This window comes from Parapedobacter lycopersici, assembly GCF_024643285.1.
Lineage (GTDB): Bacteria > Bacteroidota > Bacteroidia > Sphingobacteriales > Sphingobacteriaceae > Parapedobacter > Parapedobacter lycopersici.
In genome coordinates, this window is the sequence record NZ_JAMSLW010000005.1 from 135,262 (window position 1) to 156,684 (window position 21,423).

Below are 21,423 nucleotides of genomic sequence, written 5' to 3' on the forward strand. Positions count from 1 at the left end.
AACTTTAAAAATTAACTGTCAAACCCATTAAATAACTTCTTGGCTGTGGCGTGACGAGGTTGTCTACACCGAAACTACGCGCGTCGATGTTCTGGGATGCCTCCGGATCGTACCCACTATAATCCGTAAAGGTGAGCAGGTTGACGCCGGTAGCAAATACCCGTACCGATTCCATACCGATGCGGCGGATGAACGACTGAGGCAACCGGTAACCGACCGTCAGCGACTTCACCCGGAAATAAGAGCCATCTTCCACATAATAGCTGCTGTTCCGGATATTAAACCCGCTCTTTGTAGCGCGTGGCACCGTATTGCTGGTATTTGGGCCTGTCCACCGCGCATAGTAGCTTTCGGCCAATCCGCCGTAATCCCGCCCCCCTAGGTGATCAAGTCCGCTCCGCCAGGCGGCGGCAACGTCGTTGCCCACCGAATAGGTGGTGAACAGTGAAACATCGAAATTGCGGAAGGTGACCGTGTTCGTCATGCCGCCGCTGAACTTCGGCTGGGCGCTGCCGATGACCTGCAGGTCCGACGAGTTTATGATTCCATTCTGATCAACATCGTCAAAGCGGATATCGCCCGGCCTTACACCCTGACCGACCAGCGACTGTGGAATCTCATCGATGGTCTGGTAAAGACCCAGTTGTTTATAGCCGTAGATGGTACCCAGCGGCTGGCCAACGATAATGGCATTCCAGCCGCCGACAAGCACCGGCGCATCACCGACCAGACTGGTTACCTTGTTTCGGATAAACGAAATGTTAAAGTTCGTGGTCCACCGGAAAGCATCACGCTGGATATTCGTGCTGTTGATTGTCAGCTCATGCCCCCGGTTTTCCATTGAACCGATATTGGACGTGCGCTCGGAAAAGCCGCTGGTGGCCAGCACGGGAACGTTGTAGAGCAGGTTTTCCGATTTTTTAACGAAGTAATCGTAGGTCAGTCCCAATTTACCACCCAGGAACGTCAGGTCGACACCCGCATTGATCTGTTCCGAAGTTTCCCACATCAGGTCGTAATTCCCAATGCTGGTGACGCTCAGGCCAGTCAGCTCGTTGTAATTATAGCCCCCCTTAGCTAGCGGGAAATAGGCATAATTCTTAATCCCGTCCTGATTGCCGGTTTTACCCCAGCTCAACCGCAGCTTACCGAAATTCAACGCATTTACCCCTTCCATAAACTGTTCTTCGGAGAATACCCAACCCAGGCTTACGGCAGGGAACGTGGCATAACGGTTATCGCTGGAGAACTTGGAGGATCCATCATAGCGGGCCGACGCGGACAGCAGGTAACGGTCTTTATAGCCCATCACCAGTCTTCCGATGTACGATTCCATGGCATACTGTTCGCCGTCCTCATCACCCGTCCGTATGGTCGCTGCGGTAATGTGCTTGAAATCATCCGACGGGAATTCCTGGCCGGTTGCCTCGTTGAAATGGTAGACATCCCGGAAAAAGGAATAGGTAGCCATGGCTTCGAGCCGAAGTCCATTCGCCCACTCATTGCGGAACGTCAACGTATTATCAACCGTGCCCGAATACCGGTAATTCCGGACATCGCGCATCCAACCCTTGCTTCCATTGTACGGGTGGCCGATCCGCTGTACCCGGTGGCCATTGCCCAGGCGGATTTCCGTATTGTAGCTGGTCTGGAAGGAGAAATACTTCAGAAAATGAATGTTAGCGTAAGCGTTGATCAGCCCCTGGAAATTTTTGTCCTGTGTATCGTCCTTATCCAGAATAATGAGCGCATTGTGGCGCAGCACATCGAGCCCGCCCACGGCATACGACCCATCTTCCAGAAATGGCCGGTCATAGGGCCGCTGCTCCAGTGAGCGTTGGAACAATGCCGTTCCCTGGTCGCCGTTGGGGATGGATTCGCTCTGGGTGTAGTTACCGTTCAGCCGTACGCCAACATTCAGGAATGGATACGGTTTATAATCGATGTTGTTCCGGAAAGAATAGCGCTTCAGGGAGCTCTTCTCGATCATCCCTTCCTGGTACTGGTATCCGCCCGACGTAAAGTAGGTCACCTGATCATTGCCGCCGCTGAACGACAGGTCGGTCTGTGTCGACAGTGCCTGGTTGCGGATGATGATATCCTGCCAGTTGACATCGTAAGGGTCGGAAGGCACGGCACCCAATACCTTGTTGATATCGATGTATCCTGTTGAGCCGGGCGCATATCCCATATCCGTGTTGTAGGTATTCACGGCCTCGGTTTGCATGTCAATGTATTCCTGCGGATTGAGCAGGTCCAGTTTTTTCGGCATCACGCCGATACCGGTCGACTGGCTGAAGCTGATCTTCGGCGCACCGCTGACACCTTGTTTAGTCGTAATGATGATAACCCCGTTGGTACCACGGCTGCCATAGATGGCCGTTGCCGCAGCATCCTTCAATACGTCAATCGATTCGATGTCATTTGGATTAATCAACGAAAGGGGATCCTGACGGTATTCGCCCGAGAAGTTGTAACTGGCGGTTTCTTTGGAAAGTGGAATTCCATCGATCACATAAAGTGGCTCGTTATCGCCGTTGATGGAACTGATGCCGCGGATGCTCACCCGTGAGCGCCCACCGGGCGTACCGTTGGTCATCGATAGATTAACGCCCGCCAGCTGTCCCTGGAGCAGCTGGTTTGCGCTTGCAACATTCCGCTGGGGAACTTCAGCAGGCCTTAAGCTCGCTACTGACGTCGTCAGGTTTTTCCGGAGGTTCTGGCCATATCCGACCACAACGACCTCACCAAGTTCGCCCAGTTGCGCCTCAAGGGTAAAATTGAGCGTAAGCGGCTTGCCTGCCTCAACTGAGATGCCCCTGCGCTGCTGGGTTGCATAAGACACATAACTGATTTCAAAGGTGTACACACCCGGAACGAGGCTGAATGCATACCGCCCTTCATTATCGGCGCTATAGCTCCGTCCGGTTTCTACGATGCGGATGCTGGCGCCTCCGAGGGTAGCGCCTTCCGTATCCACGACCCGGCCGCTCAGCTGAACCGGCTGTTGCGGCGGAGCATAGGTAACGACAATGTTTTTTCCTACAGGCTCGTAGCGGGTGTCTGTGACTTCCGCAAGGTAGTCCAATACGTCCGACAGGCTGGCCTGCATATCGACGGAAACTTGCCGGCTTTCGGGGATTGATCCGTTACGATATACGAAGCGATAGGTACTTTGGCGCTCGATTTCCCGAAACACCTGCCGGAGTGTCTGGCTTTGCAGTTGCAGTGCCACCGTCGTTTCCCTCAGTTTTTGGGCATCCGCCGGACGGGCATTGATCATCGAGAAGCTCAGTATGACCCATGCAAGAATCAATGAACTGTATCTCATTGCAATAAATAGATAGGTGGAAAGAATTCGTACATTCTTTTTCATTACTTTTGATACGTAATTAATGAGTTGAGTATTTGACTTGTTAACCTGGTCGATGCCTTACCGTTGTCCAGACTAAAGGCACCGAACTTACTACGGGCTTCTGGCACTTTGCCGGAAGCCTTTTCCTACTGCTGTCAGTATATCGCCATACGTTCCCTTTCTTTCGTTTGAATCGTGTTAATTACATGCTTTTCCATCGATATAAACCGTTTTCCCCGCAATCCGGTAAGTAAAACCGGAGCTCAGGGCAAGTAAATCCAGGACTTTGTTTACCGGGAGGTTACGGAACTCGCCGGTAAAGCGGCAATGCTGCATGGCCACCCGGTTAAAGCTGACCTGAACGTCATACCAGCGCTCCAGCATGGAGGCTACATCGGCAAACGCATGGCCGCGCAAAACAAGCACGCCATCTTTCCAGGCCGTCCGTAGCTTCATGTCATCAATCCGGGATACCCGGGTGCGCCGGAGTGTGCGGTCATAGGTAAGCTCCTGACCGGGGGACACCGTGTGAACGACGGGCATTCGGGAGGTATCCGTAGGTGTTTTCACGGTGACCAGACCCGAGGCTACGGCTACATTTACCGTTCCCTTGCGGTCAACGCCACGCACATTAAAGGAGGTACCCAATACTTCAATATCCAGTTGGGCGTGGTGTACGATAAAAGGTTTTTCCGGGTTTTTGGCCACGTCAAAAAATGCCTCCCCCTGGAGCACCACTTCACGCCGCGTGCCGTTGTAATCATCTGTATACCGGAGCTTGCTTCCCGCGTTGAGATGGATGACTGAGCCATCGGTCATCCGCACGGTTTTCTTTTGGCCGTAGGCGGTTGTAATCTCATGGGTTTTTACCTGTACCTCTTCCCGGATTGGTGCCAGCGGCTGTTTCCAGAGCAGGGAAACCGAAAAGATCAGTAATACGCAGGCTGCCGCCAGCGCATTCCAACCCCACCGGCGTTTGGGCCGGTCGCCCCGGATCGCTTCCATCACCTGGCGGATACGGCGCTCACCGTCGGGATCCGGAGCCCCGCCTTCGGAGCGGGATGTTTCTTCCCACCAGGCATCCAGCAGCCGGTCAAATGCTTGCTGGTTCGCAGGGTCGCGCAGCAGCTGAAACAATTCCAGCTGTTCATCCGCCGACAAGCCATCGGCAAGGTACCGTTCAAAAAGCGCGTTTAGTCGTGACGTGTCCATCTGTTATGATGACAATGCCAGCGCCGTATCCGGCCTATCGCAATAGGTTAAAGTTTAGTTAAGAAATCATTAATCAGGACGGTCGTCCAAAACAGGGAATAGGCAGACTCGCGCATCAGCCGGCGGAGGGTAAGGTAAGACTGGCTTAGTTGGTTTTTCACGGTATGCGGGGAGATGTTGAGCTGTCGGCCGATTTCTTCCGTGGTGAGCCCCTCTTCTGTTTTCAGGCGGAATATCGTCCGGCGCCTTGGGGGAAGCGTATCAACGAAATCCGCCATGACGTGCCGCATCTCCCGGTAATGGATCTCTGCTTCACCATCTACTTCCGCGTCGAGGGTTGCAGCGTAATTTTCCTCCCGTATATATCGGGACGCCCGTTCCTTCAGTGCATTGCGTGCGCGGTTCCGGCTAACGGTGTATAACCAGGCGGGCAGCGACTCAATGTGGCTTAGTTCGTCCCTTGATGCCCAAAGCTTGATAAAGATGTCCTGTGTGATTTCCTCAGCCTGCTCAGCCGATTTGACTAAATTGTATATAAATTGATAGACCCTCGATTCATGCCGCCGCATCAGTGCTTCCAACGCCCATGGGTTTTCCCGGGCGAGTTGCATCAAAAGAAAACGGTCAGCAGGTATCGCGTCTTGTATATCGCTCATGGACACATCACTTGTACGATGCAAAAATAACAGGTGGATGTTACCTGAATATTATGTTTGTAATCAGGTATGGCACCGGGCACCCTTTGCGCTTTATAAAACTTGTCCTATATTCGCTATGACGATGATCGAACGTATTAGACAGCTGTACTCCCCTATCCAGCCGGCCATCAGGCAATCGGCTGACAGCGTCGTTTACCGGGAATTCACGCCTCATCCGCTCCTACAGTCACACATCTATTGTTACTGGACATTGCAAACCACACAGGTATTGGCAGAACCCTTCCACTACCGGGTGATTGCGGACGGATGCATCGATATGTTCGTTGAACTGCGGAATCCAGAACAAAGTTTTGTGATGGGCTTTTGCCGGCGGTATACGGAGTTTCTGCTCGCGGACACGTTTCATTACGTAGGCGTCCGGTTTCTGCCGACCATGTTTCCACAGCTTTTCCGGATAGATGCCTCCCTGTTGAGCGACCGATATGAAGCACTGGATGCCGTTGTCCCCTCGGCGGCGCAGTATATCGCCGATCACCTGACGGACCAGCTGACGATGGCCCAGACGGGGGCATTACTCGACCGGTATTTTTTAACGCAGCTGGAATCTGCTCGTTTTAATTACGACAACCGGCTCTATCATGCGCTTGACCTTATTTTAACGAAACAGGGTGTCTTAAATACCGATACAGACCTGGATACCGGCATCAGTCCGCGGCAATTGCAGCGACTATTCAATTATTACGTGGGTACCACACAGAAAACATTCAGCCAGGTGGTGCGGTTCCAGCAGCTGTTACAGACCAAGCCAGCCGGCCAGGGGCGGGGAAAATCCGGACTGTTTCTCGAATCCGGTTATTATGATCAGGCGCATTTCATCAAATCTTTCCGGAGTTTCTACGGTATTACCCCGGGCAGGGCTTTTGGCGGGTAGCGATTGTCTGATTTTTACAATCTTCCTATCCGGGTAAAGCGGAATTTTACACCGGAATTTAACCAACATGAAAAAGATAGGTGTTTTATTATGCGGCCTGTTGCTTTTGGTAGCGGCAGGGTATTCACAGACCGACTCAATGCTTAACAGTAAGACCATGAAACTCAATGCAGGAATTATTACCGAAAGATTAACCGAAACCAGGGACTTTTACGTTAATACGCTCGGGTTTGGCATTACGTTCGAAAACGAATTTTACGTGCTGCTGCACACGCCGGGAGGGAAATCCGAGATTAGCTTCTTATTGCCCAACCACCCTTCGCAGCAGCCCCTTTTCCATGCGCCGTTCCCGGGTAAGGGGGTGTACCTGACGCTGGAAGTTGCCGATGTGGACGCCCTGTATGACGAACTGAAAAGGAAAGGCGTCACCATCCGGATTGCGTTGCGCGATGAACCTTGGGGCGACCGGCATTTCGCTATTGAAGATCCCAATGGTGTTGGTATCGATATCGTAACCTATTCGCCCCAGCAATAGCGGATCTGCCCCGGACGATGTGCCGGGGCAGGTTTTTCCAGTTATCCACCCATCAACGGATCGGTGGTGCTGGGTTTTCCGGTTTCCACATGGCCCGCAAAGCGTTGCCGGAAGCCGGGGTAGCCGGCCGCTTCCACCAGCAGATCATACCAGCCATCGGAGCCAGACAGATCGATCAGCAGCGTTTGGCCGGATGCGTTTACGGACAGCTCGCTTACCGGCCGTTGATAAGCCATATCTTTCAGCACCAGCTGCATGTTTTGAACCGATGAAGCCATAAGCTTCAAATTTCCCGTTGCCGGGTCGCCGGACACAGAAAGCTGTAGCTCCGGGTCCTGCAGGTCGCCGGAAAACTCCCTGAAAAATCCGTTAGGGCCGTGTACCTGCAGCCGATAGTGCTGATCCGGAAAATCTTCCAGCGGCCATGCGTAGTGGAGGTCTTCCTTTTCCCGAGCGGCAAAATTCCAGGTGCGCCCGGGCTGATCGTCGGGCAGGTAGGGGACACGTGTGTGCACGCGAAACGGCACCCCCATCACTTTGGTTTTTGGTAACGTTCCCGCCAGTTTAAATGCCATGGTGAGCTGCTTGGCTGTCCGGTCGACACGGGCGTCAACCGTAATGTCGTACGGAATGGCGCACGCGGATTTGGTTCCCGGTTCCTGCTGCGGCAACGAGGTCGACCGGGCCGGTTGCTTTCGCAGCTGCTCCAATGCAGCGGGTGCGAGCAGCCGGTAGTTTCCGGGCAGCCCCTTATCCCGCGCCGAATAAATCTGCGCCACATAACCGTCGCGCCCCAAGGGTTGGAGAGATGCATCAGCGGCCGCCGTTGCGGGGCGGAATACGGAGGTCAGGTTCCCGCATACCAGCCGCCGCCAGGCACTGATATTGGGTTCGTTTACTTTTTTACCTGTCCGTTTTTCGAGGAAATGCTCCAGGAACTGCAACGTCGAGGTATGGTCGAACACTTCGGAGTTTACCCAGCCGCCCTTCGTCCAGGGGGAGGCGACCACCAGCGGGACGCGGAAGCCGAGCCCGATCGGGCTGTCGAGCGTTGCGTCCGGATTGCCCGAGCGCACCTTTTCCTGGGCAGCGGTAACGTACTCGTCGGCGGTATCAACACCGGAGGCTACCGCACCCCCGGTTTTTATGCCGGTATGCGGCGGCACAAATGGGGGCATGTGGTCGAAATACCCATCGTTTTCATCGTAGGTAAGCACAAAGATGGTTTTTTGCCACACTTCCGGGTGCTTCGTCAGGATATCGAGTGCTTCCGAAACGTACCAAGCGCCATACCATGGCGCTCCCGGGTGGTCGGAGAAATTACAGGGTGCCACCAGCCACGAAACGGTGGGCAGGTTCCCCGATTCGACATCTTTCCGGAACTGGTGGAAGACATCGCCTTTGGGTACCTGCACACTTTTCTCGCCATCTTGGTCGGTATAGTGAATGGTTTCCAGCTCGTGGTAATCCGGATCGGCTGTATTGGTTACAAACGCCCGCCGGTGGATTTCGCGCTCAAATTCCGTCAGTTTATCAAAGTTTTCGGCACTGTAAGTCTCGAGATCCGCCTGCAGCTGTGCCAGCAGCCCCCGCTTATCTTTCAATGTGGTTACGTCTGCCTGGTTATCGGCACGGATTTCTGCCTCCAGCTGCTGCACCCGTTTTTTAAGGTAAACGCGGTGCGCCGGATGGAAACGGACGTGGTATTGCCGGGAAAACTCGAGGTTGTTGTCTGTAAAATTGGCCAGCCAGTCTTCCTCTTCCCCTTCAAAACCAACGGGAAGGCTGAGCTCATTCTGGTAGACCTTCCAGAGTACACCCGCTTCCTGGAGCCGCTCGGGGTATGTTGTCCAGCCGATGTTTTTATAGTTAATCTGCCCGTTGTCTACGTGGGCTACCGAATCCGGATCACGGGGCTTCTCCCGGATGGTACCCGACCAGAAATACGACCGGTTGGCGCTGGTGCCCGTTAGCGAAGAGCAAAAATGATGGTCACACACGGTAAAGGCATCCGCCAGCGCGTAGTAAAACGGAATATCTTCGCGGTCGTAATACCCCATCGTCAGCGGCATGTGCCGGTACTCGGGGTTACCGGCCTTTTTGGCTTCCAGCCAAGTATCCATTTTCCCGTCGTTCCGGGCGTGGACCATATCCTTCCAGCCGTGGGGGAGCGACCCCATCCAGGTGGCCTTCGTATTTTTGATGTCCAGGCGGAAGGGGGCGAAGCTTTCACCCTGCGCGTTGCTTTGCGCCCATATAGGAAGGCCATTTGGCAGCGTAATCGCCCGCGGGTCATTAAATCCGCGCACACCCCGCAGGCTGCCATAGGCGTGGTCAAACGACCGGTTTTCCTGCATGAGAAACACCACATGCTCCGCATCGAGGTAGGTGGTGCCCGCCAGCGGCTCTATCGCCAACGCACGCTGGATGGAGGGTGGCAGCGTATGCACTGCCGCTGTTGATCCGGCGAGTAACGCCGCTTTTTTTAAGAAAGTTCTTCTGGATTCCATAATATGGAGGTTAAATTACAAAATCTGTTCAACATAAATGTGCTCGGCAAGCCCAAAAGACAGCGTCATACCGGCGCCGCCCAAGGCGTTGAGGACAACAACGTTATCGTCCTGCTGAAGCAGCAGGTGATTTTTGCCGTTGGTCATTTTGGCATATACCCCATTCCAGGATGAGGCCAGCCGGTAATTTTTAAACCGGGTGAATCGCATCAGGTAATCAATAATGAGTCCGTTGATGTGCTGCCTGTCGAACGGATCGGGCGCGGGGCCATATTCGTGGGAATCGCCGATGGTCAGTTCACCGTTCCCATGCTGCGATGCCATGACGTGTATCCCCAACTGGAGGTACTCGCCCAGTTCACGCCCGACCTTTTCCCGAAGCGCGGGTAGTGAAGGTGCCGCCTGGAATGCGCCATAGTGCAGCAGGGATAGTCCGCCGCACAGGGGCGGACCGATACGCCAGTTATCGGGCTGGGCAGCCAGGCGCATCATCTGAAGCTTGCATTTGGTAATGGGCAGCGCCGAATAGGCATCGGGGTATAGCGTTTCAAAATCAGCCCCACTGCATACCGCGATAAAGTCGGCCTGCTGAAATTGGCCGCTGCCGAAATAAACCGTCGATTCGGCAATCCGGTTTACGCAGGTATTCCATTTAAATGCTACCCCATACCGTGTTTCGAGGTATCCAGCAAGTTTAACAATAGCCTCCCGCGGGTCGACAATGACTTCCTCGGCACTCCAGAGTGCCCCTTTAAGGCCGTTGGGGTTTGCGGCCGGCGACTTGGCGGATGCCTGTTCGGGGGTAAGCATGCCACAGGCTCTTTCACCGCCGTAGATCGTCGCGTATTCCTCCATTACAGCAAGTTCCGCTTCATCGTAGGCGAGATGCAGTGATCCCGTTTGTTCGTGCCAGATACCGGCTTGGGTACAAACCTCTTTCCAGGTATCCCGCGAGCGTATTGCCCAGGCATACGCTTCGCCCGCCGGCTGGCCTACCGGCCAGATCATGCCGAAATTACGTACGGATGCACCAACCGGCTGAGGGTGGCGCTCGTAAACGGTTACGTGATAGCCTTTACTGGCCAGGGCTTTTGCGCTGGCAAGCCCCACAATACCTGCGCCGATGACAATGGCGGTTTTCTTTTGATGCGGTTTCATGTACTTGAATAGGTAATGCCCCCTTCCCAGGCGGGCTGTTGTTGTCTTTTGTTTGTGTTAATTTTCTTCTGCCGGAAGTACCATAGCGAGAAGGCTACGGAGATTCCACCAAGTGCAGATGAAAGCAATACCGCCTGCTGGAAAAATGTTCCCCAGCTCAGGTGCACCAGTCCAAGCTCCCGGATAACCAGTACGGCAACGCTACCCAGGTAGCCAACGGCATCCGCTACGTACATTACAAAACCGATGTTGCCCGTATGGCGGAACGTAGCCAATAGCCGCTCGAAAAAAATGGCATTATAGGGTATGTACACCATATACAACCCCAGTCCGGCAATGCTCATCCAACCGATGCCGCCAATCATTCCCTGCTGGAACAGCCACGTCGACACACCGGCAAGCAGGCATCCGGTAAGGATCATGATATGGATTAGCATAAAGGCTTTCAGGTTGTTCCGTATAAAGATCAGGGAGCCCATCAGCACCAGCACCGCAATCGCAATGGCCGAATCTGTCTGTGCGTAGATGTACTTGCCGGAAACGCCGATGTCGGCCCAGATCTCCACTTCAAAATTGTCGCGTATATCGCGGATAATGGTGAACAGCAAATAAGCGAAAACCGTCAGCACCAGCCCGGGAAGGTAGGTCAGCAGAAACGCCTTCCGTGCAGCGGGCCCCATGGGTTCCCGGACCGTCCGCAGCGCCTGGTCGCGGGCATCCGGCGGAGGCGTTACCTCAAGCAGCGCCGTGCAGATGAGCAGCGGTACAACAAAAAGCAGTCCCGTGCAAAACGGCATCCAGTATTCCGTCACCTGCACATTTTCCATGAGGATGCGCGCAACCGTCTTCACAAAACCCGATGCAAAGACCAGGCTTACACTCATTACCGCCCCCAGTAGTTCGGTCGTTCGCCGGCCTTCCAAATAAGAAAAAACCAGCCCCCAAATGACACCAAGCGGCAGTCCGTTAACAAACAGGAAAAAAATATTAAACGGCGCCGGCACTACCGCAAAAGCCAGCAGCGCACCCCAGGCGATGCCGACCAGCCCGACGATCTTTACTCCACGCCGCCGGTGCCCCAGCTCGGCAATAAACCGGATACCGTAAAATTTGCTCAGCATATATCCAAATACCTGGGCAATCACCAGCCAGACCTTGTAGTCGATTCCCAAAAGGGCCTCCCCTTCAAACGTACCCGCGGTAAACGCTTTGCGAAAGGCATACATGCTGGTGTAACAGCCGAAAGCGGCTAAAGCGGTAATCAGCGTACTGTAGGCAACCGGCATTTTTGCTGCCTGTTTCCGCAGCTGGTTAAGGAAGTGTGTCATTTAGGATTGGATAATGTCAACCACTTCACGGATGTCATCGATGATCTGCGTCGGCGCATGCTGCTCCAGCTCTTCTCTCGAATACGCACCGGTGGTTATCCCGATGACATAGCGGCAGCCGGCATTTTTCCCTTCGTTGATATCGACCTCGGTATCCCCTACCTTGGCAACGGCTGATGCATCCGTAACACCGGCACGGGCCATCAGCTTCCGGATCATATCGGGGTGTGGGCGGCCATGTTCCACTTCATCTGAGGCAATCATAAAATCGATAAGTTCTTTTTTATACCATCCCAGTCTTTCGAGAATAACATCGGCAATGTTTCTGGAGAATCCGGTGTTAAGGGCTATTTTGATGCCCATGGCGTGTAGCCGGTCAAACGTGGTTTCGACATGTGGCAGGGGTTCGATTTCGTCCGTTGTTTCATAGTAACGGACCATGCGGCCAACAAATGAGCGGTGGATGGCGGCGACTTCCGTATCGCTTAACGCTCCATTCCCATTTTCCAACGGCTTTAAGATCGCGCGGATCGCCTCATTTTTCTCGTACCCCATGAATGGGTTAATCTGTTCAATGGGAACATGGTGTCCGAATTTCTCCAGGGCAGCCTGGAATGCCTCACCTACTCTGTTGTCGTCCTTGACGGTGGTTCCCGCAATGTCAAAAACTACTAGTGAAATACTCATAACTAATCTATTTTCCGTGTTTACTTCTATTTAATCGGACAGGCCTTCATTCTCCGGCTGATCAGCCCCGGTGAAAGCGGCGCGGATCGGTCTTCCGATCCATACGTATGGTCGTTTAAGCTGTAGTGCGAAGGCTATAGTGGCGGCGATATCATAGGGGTATATGGGTTGCTTTAGCTGATACCCGGCTTTGATGCCCGGTCCGGACATGATCAGGGGTATGGTGGTTTCCTCGGGTGTTTCCCCGCCGTGGCCTTTTCCGATGCCGCCGTGGTCCGAGGTAATGATAACGAGTGTTTCCCCGGCGATTCCCGCACGCTTTATTCCGTCCAGCAGCTGACCGACCAGCGTATCTGCTTTACTGATGGCTTGAAAATATGCCGGCGAGCCGTGCCCGTAATGGTGTCCGGCCCCATCGACATGGTCGAGGTGGACGACGGTCAGTACTGGCCGGTTTTCCTGAATGTAATGTGCGGCAGCGGCGGCCGTGGAGTCTGCCGTGGATTGCCTGAGGTCGTAATCGACAAAGGCATGATTATAGAGACGACCGAAGCCCTCCCATTGGTAGACCGAACCGACCTGAGCATCGGGATGCTGGCTTTTTAATACGCTGAAAATAGAGGGGAACCGGCCATCGCTGCCCCGCACCACCGCAGGAAGTGTATGCGTTTCCAGTTTCCAGTCGTTGCTGGTGACCCCATGCTGCTCGGGTCCGGCACCGAGTAATATAGACGCCCAGTTCGGGCTGCTTACCGAGGGCAATACGGTCCGGGCACTCCAGGAGGCGCTGCCTGCCGCGATGAGGCTGTCCATGACGGGCGTTTCTGCTCCGCGCAAACCGCTGGCACTTAATCCGTCGATACCGATAACCACGATATGCTTAATTGGCTCCTGTGCAGGAGCAACACTGGCTGTACACGGCCCCAGCAAAAGGACGGCCGTCGCTAACCGGTTAACTTGATTCCATTTCATATTGGTTTGTTTTAAAAGGTCATACATAATGTTTTGCTGGTTCGGCGCCGGAAAACACCGTAGCGAATACGTCAAGTACCTCATCACACTGTGCCTTACTGATCGTCAGTGCCGGCCTTATGGTGATGACATTTCCTTCAATCAGCTTGAATGCCACCCCCCGCTTTAGGCATTCGTACATGATCCGCTCCGCTTCGGCTACTGCCCGTTCCTTGGTATCGGTGTGTTTCACCAGGTCAATGCCCAGGTGAAGTCCCTTCCCCGCAACGTGGCCGATGATGGGATAGCGGTCTTTCAGCGCCAAGAGCCCTTCCATGAGGTATGCTCCCATTCCGGCGGCGTGGGCCACCAGTCCCTGCTGCTCCATATATTCAATTGCGGCAAGGCCGGCCGCAGCACATAATGGATTCTTTTCGTGCGTGTAATGCCCGATGGAGCGGTGCTGGAGCACATTGTAAGCTCCCTTAGCTACTATACCGGCAAAAGGCAGCAACCCGCCCCCCAGCGATTTTCCCAGCACGAGTATGTCGGGTTCCACGTAGTGCTCGCAGGCGAACCATTTACCCGTCCGGCCAAGCCCCTCAATGATTTCATCAAAAATCAACACGATCCCATGCCGGTCGCAGATCAACCGGACCCGTTCCCAGTAATCGCGTGAGGGTACGACGGGTGTAGCGGATATTGGTTCGGCCACCAACGCCGCGATATCCGGATGGCGCTGGATAATGACCTCCAGCTGCCGGATGTACTGTTCGTCAATTGCTTCCCCGTCTTTCAGTCCCCAAGGATTACGGTAGTAATTGGGAAACTCCACATGGAAGGCCCCCGGCACCATCGGGCCATTGCCCGTAGCAAAGTGCTCCTCGCCGCCCACACTGGCGGCCTGGAAGCCATTGCCATGATACGCGTCCCAGTACGACAATGTCTTCCACCGTCCGGTTACCTGTTTCGCCAGGGTAATGGCCAGTTCCACCGCCTCGGAGCCGCCCGGACAAAACAGCACGCGTGTTAACTCTCCGGGTGTAAGTCCGATGAGCTTTTGCGCCAGCTTTACGGCCGGAATATTCGTATACCGGCGTGGAGTAAATGCCAGTTTGTCTTCCAGCTGGTGTTTCACCGCTTCAATCACGGCCGGGTTGGAAAACCCGGCATTATGCACTCCGTTGCCATGCAGATCGATGTAGCGGTTGCCCTGCAGGTCGATTAAATACGCCCCTTCCGTTTTGGATAGTACATTCATCACGGGGGTGGACAGCGCCTGGTGCAGGAAGCTGTCGGCATCCGCGGCAATCCAGGCGCGGGTGTGCTCATCCAGCGCAGCCACATATCCGGCGCGCCGGGCACCGCTATTGATGTCACCTTGCTCCCTCGACGCCTCGCTGTTCATAATCGACATCGTCCTTAAGCCTCCCCTCCGCATCGTACATGCGTAGGTTGAGGTGATTCCCTGAAATACTGACTGTTACATAATGATGTCCGCGGTAGGTTTTTGCACTGAACCATGCGCGGTTGGGCGTAAAATCCTCTAGGTTTCCGCCGGCACCACCGGTTTGTACATAAACGACCCCGTGGTCGTGATCGACCTTTCCCCCGGTGAGCGGATAGGTCCGCTGATACGTATGCAGGTGCCCGTAGAACACGATATCCACTCCGTATTTTTCATAAAGGGGTACAATTTGCTGCAATACGGTGTCACCCAGAGTCGATTTTCCCGACCAGGAATCGCCATAATCATCATCGTCCGCCGAATACAACGCATGGTGATGCGCAACAAACTTCCAGCGTGCCGTAGAAGCGGCCAGCTGCTTTTCGAGCCATTGGTACTGGGCACCCGACGGGGCAAAATCGCCGGGGTTATTGCTATTAAGCATAAAGAATTCCGCATCCCCATACCGGATATGGTAATATCCATCGGGTGAAGGCAATGTATGGTACTGCCGGTACCAAAACAGATCGCCCTCCCCATTTCCCGCTACCGGATATACCGGCAACCGCTCCAGCAGCTGGCCCATGCCGGTAAAATATTCATAGTTCCACTCGTACTTGTTGGCCTGGGTACCGCCGTCGGTGATATCGCCCGTGTGCAATACGAAATCCGGCCGCTCGCCCCAAAGCAGCTTCGCAATCCGGTTGTTAATATGCGGCCGCGCTTCCGTGTCGCCAATCACGCCAAAGGAAATGGAAGAGGGTGTTTCAGGTTCCGTCTGAAATGTCAATACGCCCGACGTAAGCGTATCTCCGGCATCAGCTACCGCCTCGATCTCATAGAAATAGGGGGTACCTGGTTTTAAACCGGTTAACGCCGCCTTTCCGATGTGAAAGTCGCTTTCGGCCTTGTACTGCTGATCATCCCATTTCAGTTGCCCGGTCAATGGAAGTGTTTCGCCGTAACGCACAACCACCGTTGCAGGCCTGTCGGTCTCCCAAACAAGCGTTGCGCTTTCCGTTGTTACCTGATTCAGGTAAGGCCCGGCATTGAAATGAAACGCTTCCGGCAGCAATTTTCCCGCTTCCACCATTCGTTTCAATTCGGAGAAGCGGCCGGCAATTTCCTGTTCCGTTAGGGCGCGTGCCGTTAACCGCGCATTTTTGAGCAGGTCGCCTACTTCCATGTATGGTTCCGCTGCCAGGTATCCGGTGGCGGTTAAACGGTCTCCCAACAGCGTCTCCGGTGCGGCGGTATTCTTTTGGAAGACTTTGGCCCCATTGAGATACAGGCAGAGCTGACGACCGTCATACGTGCCCACAATATGCCACCACCGGTTTTTCCAGCCACGGCCATCGATGGTATACTGAGCCCTATTGTCCCCGGACGAAGGTTTCCCGGGGTCCAATGAAAAGATCACCTGGTCATCGTAATAACCCAGTAGCCACAACGGATCGTCCGAATGCGGCTGGCGACGCATCGAAACAGCGGCACCAATCGGATGGTTAACGTGGTTTATCAGCCACATTTCCACCGTGAATGCCTTCATATGATCCGGATTACCCTGTTCCGGTAGTATTTCAGAAATACTACCGGTAGGGTTTGCTCCAAAAAGCGTGTAGGACAAGTTTCCAATGGAGAGTGCCTCCCGCGCTTCAACAGGATAAACGCCATGCTGCGCTTTTATATTTTGGGCCTTGCCAGTCAGCGTATAACCGGGCCAAAGCCACCAATCGGCCACCGTTTCGTTGCTACGCTCCTGGCTCATCGCTCCGTGGAAGCCGATGACGCATGCAACCGCCAGAATCACCTTATATAACTTTGCTTCCAACATGGTTCGGCAATTAATTATCCCACCATACAGTGGTGTTCATGTCATCTGCCCCCTGCCTTTCCACGGCGGCATTTCGGTTTGCTGCATTGTGCGACTGTTCAGACAACGGATACGTGAACCGAACGGGAACCCGGTCGTTATTCTGGTTGGATGGGCCGGCGGTGATTTCGGGATAGTTCGTTCTCCGCCAGTCAAACCATGCCTCCAGACCGGAGAAGAACAGCGCGATCCATTTCTGGGTGCCGATGAGGGACAGTGCCTCCGCGGTTTGAAATGCGACGCCTGGCCGGGATAGATAATCAGCCGGCATCTCGGTATCGAAATATGCAAATGCCGCGCTTACTCCCTGGTCATAGTAAGTTTTTGCATCACCGGCAATGATTCCTTTATGCGCTGCCTCCGCGAGAATAAACTGCAACTCGGGATAGGCCATGAGGTATCCTTTGGCAACATTTCTTCCGCGGCTGGTAATGGCATCTTCAAAATACAGGGAGCCAATACGTGATACATTTTGTACACCTCCGTTATACCCGAGTGCATCCACATCGCTTAACCCATTGGGGACGCCAACATATTCCGGATTGGCGGTACCGGCGCTTGCGGCGGTAGGGCGGGCAAATACGGCAATCCGGGGGTCTTCAAAAGCCAGTAATTTGTCTCCGAGGTTTTTGCTGAGCCTGAATTCGTCGAACGACCCGACACGCGCGGTATGCAGCGGAAACTGATTGGGTGCATCGGGCAGGTATTCCAGCGTGGCGTTATCGGCATTGCTTTCAAAAATCGGGTATTGCCCGGGGTCGCCGAGAATCCGGTTGAAGTCGGCTGTCACATCCCGCCTATTGGAAATGCGCATCAGGTACCGCAGCTGCAGGGAGTTGGCCAGTTTCCGCCATGCCATTACATCACCCCCGAAAAGAATATCCCCATTAATGGCTTCATCTGTTGAGCCCAGCAATTCGTTTGCCGTATTCAAGTCGGCAAGAATACCTGTATAAATCTGTTCCTGCGGGTCATACACCGGCTGGTGGATGCCATCTGTTTTACCGCGGATTGCCTCTGTATATGGCACGTCGCCATACGTATCGGTCAGCACCGAGAAAATCCACGCTTTCATAACCAGCGCAATGCCTTTGTAGTTATTAAAAGATGATGCTTCACTTAGTTTGTTGAGGTTATATACATCCCGGAGATTACCATACATCGTATTCCAGATGCCGGAGCGGTCGCCCCAGATGTATCGGTCCTCATTCACAAACTGGATTTTTGCCGTATGCTGCACAACGATGTTTCCCAGTGACCACCCTTCATTAACCACCTGGTTTACCGATCCCCGGATAACAGTGGGGAGCAGCAGGTCGGGAGTTACTTCCAATATGGCATAAGGATCGTCGTTAATGTTTTCGAAATCTTTATCACATGATACTGCCGAAATTAAGCAGGCAGTGATCATCAGTATGATGCTTTTCCGTTTCATATTTTTCATATTAGCCTGATAGCGGTTTATAACTTAAAGCTTAGGTTCAGCCCCCAGCTTTTCGTGGAGGGCAGTGCCATCGATTCAACACCGGGGATCACCGTTCCGCCGCTCATGGAAGCGGTTTCGGGGTCGATGTGTGGCACGTCGGACCAAACGGCCAGGTTGCGGCCGATGACAGAGAGGCGCACATCCCGGAGCGGCAGGTGGCCAAGCACTTTAGCCGGCAGCGTATAGCCCACACGCAGCTCACGCAGCTTGATGTATGACGCATCAAAAATGGCTCCTTCCAGCAGGCTTCTTCCCAGGGTGTAGGAGGTATGCCATTCCCGCGCCGGCAGCTTCACCGCGTTGGGAGAATAAGATCCATCTTCGTTTTGCACAACGCCGGAACCAATCACCCCGTTTTCAGGCAAACTGATGTCGTATCCATTTGCCCGCCCCTCGAGGGTTTCAATGAGCGCACCCGTTTCCCGTCCGATCACCTGGGTATGTGAATACACTTCGCCGCCGTACCGGATGTCAAATAGCGCACCTACCTGGATGCCCTTCCAGCTGAAGTTATTGCGTATGCCCAATAACCAGTCGGGATTGTAGTTCCCCAGACTGACCACATTGGCGGTTGGCTGTGGCTTGCCTTCATTGTTGTAAATAACCTGGCCGTAGTAGGGACTGCTGGCATCGGTTACCCGTTGAAATGCCAGCCCATACATATTGCCCATCCGCTCTCCTTCCCGGGCTTCAACGGTAATGTAACGATCGGCCATCACGTAGTTACTGATTCCTGCATCAGGAGCCAGTTCAAGCACTTTGCCCCGATTAGCTGAAAAATTGAAGGCCAAGTCCCATTGGAAGCCGGATGCCGACTTTACGGGAATAGCGCTTAGCATAGCCTCATATCCCCAGTTCCGGATTTCTCCGGCGTTAAGTACCATGCTGGTATATCCGCTGGAGGCGGTTAACGGTACGTTGGTCAGGATCTGATTGCGTGTGGTAATGTTGTAGTAAGTGAAATCCAGGTTGATCCGGCTGTCCAACAGGCGGAGTTCGGCACCTACTTCGTAGGAATCACTGATTTCGGGCTTGAGATTGAAGTTAGGCAACCGGCCGGATTCCGAAAATGCACGGTAAGCACCGTAGGGATCAAGCGTATTGAATGGCTGGGCAAAAGAGTATGGATCCGTATCATTACCCACCTGGGCAAATCCCGTCCGAAGTTTGGCATAGGACAGCCAGTCGGGCAGATTAACGACCCCGTTCAGCACAAAGCTCAGTGATGCCGACGGATAGAAATAGGAGTTGGTGGAGGTGGCCGCGGCCGTAATGCCGAGGGGAACGGTGAGCGAGCTGGCCCAATCGTTCCGGGCGGTCAATTCCAGGAAAAGGAAGTCTTTATAGTCTATCTGCGCCGAGCCGTATATACTGTTTACTTTTTTGGCGATGCTCGATTGCTGGGAAACCAGTGACACCCGCGAATTCCCCAGGGAGAATATACCGGGAATAATGAGCTGCGGAGCGCTGACATCCAGGGTGGTGCCTTTTACGCTGCGCTGGCTTCCGCCGGCATTGACCGATAGGTTAATGTCGCTGCCGATCGGCTTGGAAAAGGTAAGCAGGAAGTCCATGTTTCGTTCCTCATTCGTCAGCCTTGCTTCGCGATAGCTGCCAAAGGGGAAACGCTGTGTGCTGAATGCCCGCCGCCTATCACGCGTTTGATCGGTATAGTCGGTTCCGATACGCGCAAAAGCCTTTAACCAGTCAGTAAACTTATAATTCAGGGTGATATTGCCGAACAGCCGGTTATCGTTCAGGCTATTGGTGTTAACCAGTAAGTTAAAATAAGGGTTATCGTGGTAATTGTAATTTGAATTGAATTGCTGGACGTTTTCCATGCCGGGCATCCAAAGGCTTTTTTTAGGCGCCAGGTCGACCTGCCGTCCCAGCCAGCCATAAAGCAAGTAGATGATGTTTTCGGTACCGTAGCTTAGGTTTGGCCGGTTATCACTGTTACTTTTCACATAGTTGGCCGAAACACGTACATCCAGCCGATCCGTAAAATTGTAGCCGCCGTTGATTGAAAACGTATTCCGCTTCAGGTCCGTGTTCGGTACAATTCCTTTTTGGTCAAAATTGGTGTATGAAACCCGGAAATCTCCCTTTTCATGAGCTCCTGAAAGCGCTACGTTATTAATGTATGTTGCGCCCGTCTCGAAGAAATTTTTGATGTTGTCCGGCCTGGCAATCCAGGGTGTGGCGATGATGTCGCCCCTTGCCGCCAGATCGGCAGCGCTACCGATCCGGCCGTCGTCCACCAGGTTGATGTCACCCCCGCGGAATCCGTTTGTTGTGGGTGAGTCGAACTGGTTAATCGGCCGGCCATCAAGCAGTGGGCCCCAGCTTTCATCCACACCATCATTCAATCCGGCGCCGGCACCATCCTCAAAACTAAACTCGCCGTTCATTCCCTGGCCATACCGGTTTTGAAATTCAGGCAATACCAGGGGGCTTTCAAACGTAGCGCTGGAATTTACACTGATGCCGATACCCTGCTGCCCGCGACCCGACTTCGTGGTGATCAACACCACCCCATTGGCTGCTCGGGAACCGTAGAGTGCCGATGCATTTGCCCCCTTCAATACCGATACGGATGCGATGTCGTCGGGATTAATCAGTCCGGCTCCATTACCATAGTCGGCCTCCTGAAATTCCCGGCCGGAAGAACCGAACAGGTCGTTTGTGATGGGTACGCCATCAATTACAAACAGGGGTTGGTTGGCGTTGATGTTTAACGATTTATCGCCCCGAATGGTAATCCGGGATGATCCGCCGACTCCCGAGGGGCTGCCGACGATCGTAACACCAGCAACCTTGCCGGCGAGCCCATCTACAAAATTTGACGTGCGCACCTCCGTCAGCTCCTCGCCCTTTACTTCCTGGGCGGCGTAGCCGAGCGATTTCGACTGCCGGGAAATACCCAGCGCCGTTACGACAACTTCTTCGAGTCCGCGGACATCTTCCGACAGCGTTACATTAAGTTGCTGCCGTCCGTTTACCGGGAACTCCTGTGTTTGATAGCCAATGGCGCTGACGACCACGATTTCATCGTTAGCCATGATGCGAAGCTGATAGTGGCCTTCGGCATTGGTAACGGTAGTCCGGTTGGTATTTTTTACATTAACGGTAACGCCTTCCAGCGGTGCCCCATTCCTGTCGGTTACCGTACCTGAAACTTCTGTTGTTTGGTAACCGGCTATGGCCATGTTGGCACAGAAGGTAACCAGAATGAACCATATCCGGCCGGTATTTCTGATGACATTGATGAGTAATTTTCGATGCATTTTC

The 21,423-nt window shown here is 53.7% G+C and carries 14 protein-coding genes; 2 read left to right on the plus strand and 12 right to left on the minus strand.

Going from position 1 to position 21,423, the window contains the following annotated elements:
- Positions 1–4 precede the first annotated feature (4 nt).
- The 3 genes from NEV57_RS11630 to NEV57_RS11640 all read right to left on the minus strand — a co-directional run bounded on the left by NEV57_RS11630 (position 5) and on the right by NEV57_RS11640 (position 5,223).
- Positions 5–3,331, minus strand: a complete 3,327-nt coding sequence (locus NEV57_RS11630) for a SusC/RagA family TonB-linked outer membrane protein (RefSeq protein ID WP_257658498.1) — start codon at positions 3,329–3,331, stop codon at positions 5–7.
- 222 nt (positions 3,332–3,553) lie between these two features.
- On the minus strand, positions 3,554–4,567 hold the full coding sequence (locus tag NEV57_RS11635) for a FecR family protein (protein ID WP_257658499.1): 1,014 nt from the start codon (positions 4,565–4,567) through the stop codon (positions 3,554–3,556).
- Positions 4,568–4,614: 47 nt separating this feature from the next.
- The gene (locus NEV57_RS11640) at positions 4,615–5,223 is read right to left on the minus strand and encodes an RNA polymerase sigma factor (protein ID WP_257658500.1); all 609 of its coding nucleotides are present in this window, start codon (positions 5,221–5,223) and stop codon (positions 4,615–4,617) included.
- A gap of 124 nt (positions 5,224–5,347) precedes the next feature.
- On the opposite strand from NEV57_RS11640, the gene NEV57_RS11645 reads away from it, so the two are divergent.
- Entirely contained in the window at positions 5,348–6,157 is an 810-nt protein-coding gene (locus NEV57_RS11645) for an AraC family transcriptional regulator (protein ID WP_257658501.1), read from the plus strand.
- Positions 6,158–6,224: 67 nt separating this feature from the next.
- Positions 6,225–6,692: a VOC family protein gene (locus tag NEV57_RS11650; protein ID WP_257658502.1), complete on the plus strand. Its 468-nt coding sequence runs from the start codon at positions 6,225–6,227 to the stop codon at positions 6,690–6,692.
- A gap of 41 nt (positions 6,693–6,733) precedes the next feature.
- On the opposite strand, the gene NEV57_RS11655 is transcribed toward NEV57_RS11650, so the two are convergent.
- From NEV57_RS11655 to NEV57_RS11695, 9 genes are read right to left on the minus strand one after another with little or no spacing between them, the layout of a single operon-like run.
- Complete coding sequence (locus NEV57_RS11655) at positions 6,734–9,202, minus strand: phosphocholine-specific phospholipase C (protein WP_257658503.1); 2,469 nt, start codon at positions 9,200–9,202, stop codon at positions 6,734–6,736.
- A 15-nt stretch (positions 9,203–9,217) separates the two neighbouring features.
- Positions 9,218–10,360, minus strand: coding sequence for a TIGR03364 family FAD-dependent oxidoreductase (locus NEV57_RS11660; protein WP_257658504.1), 1,143 nt, complete (start codon positions 10,358–10,360; stop codon positions 9,218–9,220).
- Complete coding sequence (locus NEV57_RS11665; protein ID WP_257658505.1) at positions 10,357–11,688, minus strand: DUF5690 family protein; 1,332 nt, start codon at positions 11,686–11,688, stop codon at positions 10,357–10,359. The genes NEV57_RS11660 and NEV57_RS11665 overlap by 4 nt, the downstream gene beginning before the upstream one ends.
- Positions 11,689–12,375, minus strand: coding sequence for an HAD hydrolase-like protein (locus NEV57_RS11670; protein WP_257658506.1), 687 nt, complete (start codon positions 12,373–12,375; stop codon positions 11,689–11,691).
- Between the two features lie 30 nt (positions 12,376–12,405).
- On the minus strand, positions 12,406–13,347 hold the full coding sequence (locus NEV57_RS11675; protein ID WP_257658507.1) for an alkaline phosphatase family protein: 942 nt from the start codon (positions 13,345–13,347) through the stop codon (positions 12,406–12,408).
- A gap of 19 nt (positions 13,348–13,366) precedes the next feature.
- Positions 13,367–14,734, minus strand: coding sequence for a (R)-1-hydroxy-2-aminoethylphosphonate ammonia-lyase (pbfA, locus tag NEV57_RS11680; protein ID WP_257658508.1), 1,368 nt, complete (start codon positions 14,732–14,734; stop codon positions 13,367–13,369).
- On the minus strand, positions 14,703–16,607 hold the full coding sequence (locus NEV57_RS11685) for a metallophosphoesterase (protein ID WP_257658509.1): 1,905 nt from the start codon (positions 16,605–16,607) through the stop codon (positions 14,703–14,705). Before NEV57_RS11685 ends, pbfA begins: the two co-directional genes overlap by 32 nt.
- Before the next feature lie 10 nt (positions 16,608–16,617).
- Entirely contained in the window at positions 16,618–18,081 is a 1,464-nt protein-coding gene (locus NEV57_RS11690; protein WP_257658510.1) for a SusD/RagB family nutrient-binding outer membrane lipoprotein, read from the minus strand.
- Between the two features lie 26 nt (positions 18,082–18,107).
- Positions 18,108–21,419, minus strand: coding sequence for a SusC/RagA family TonB-linked outer membrane protein (locus NEV57_RS11695; protein WP_257658511.1), 3,312 nt, complete (start codon positions 21,417–21,419; stop codon positions 18,108–18,110).
- Positions 21,420–21,423 lie beyond the last annotated feature (4 nt).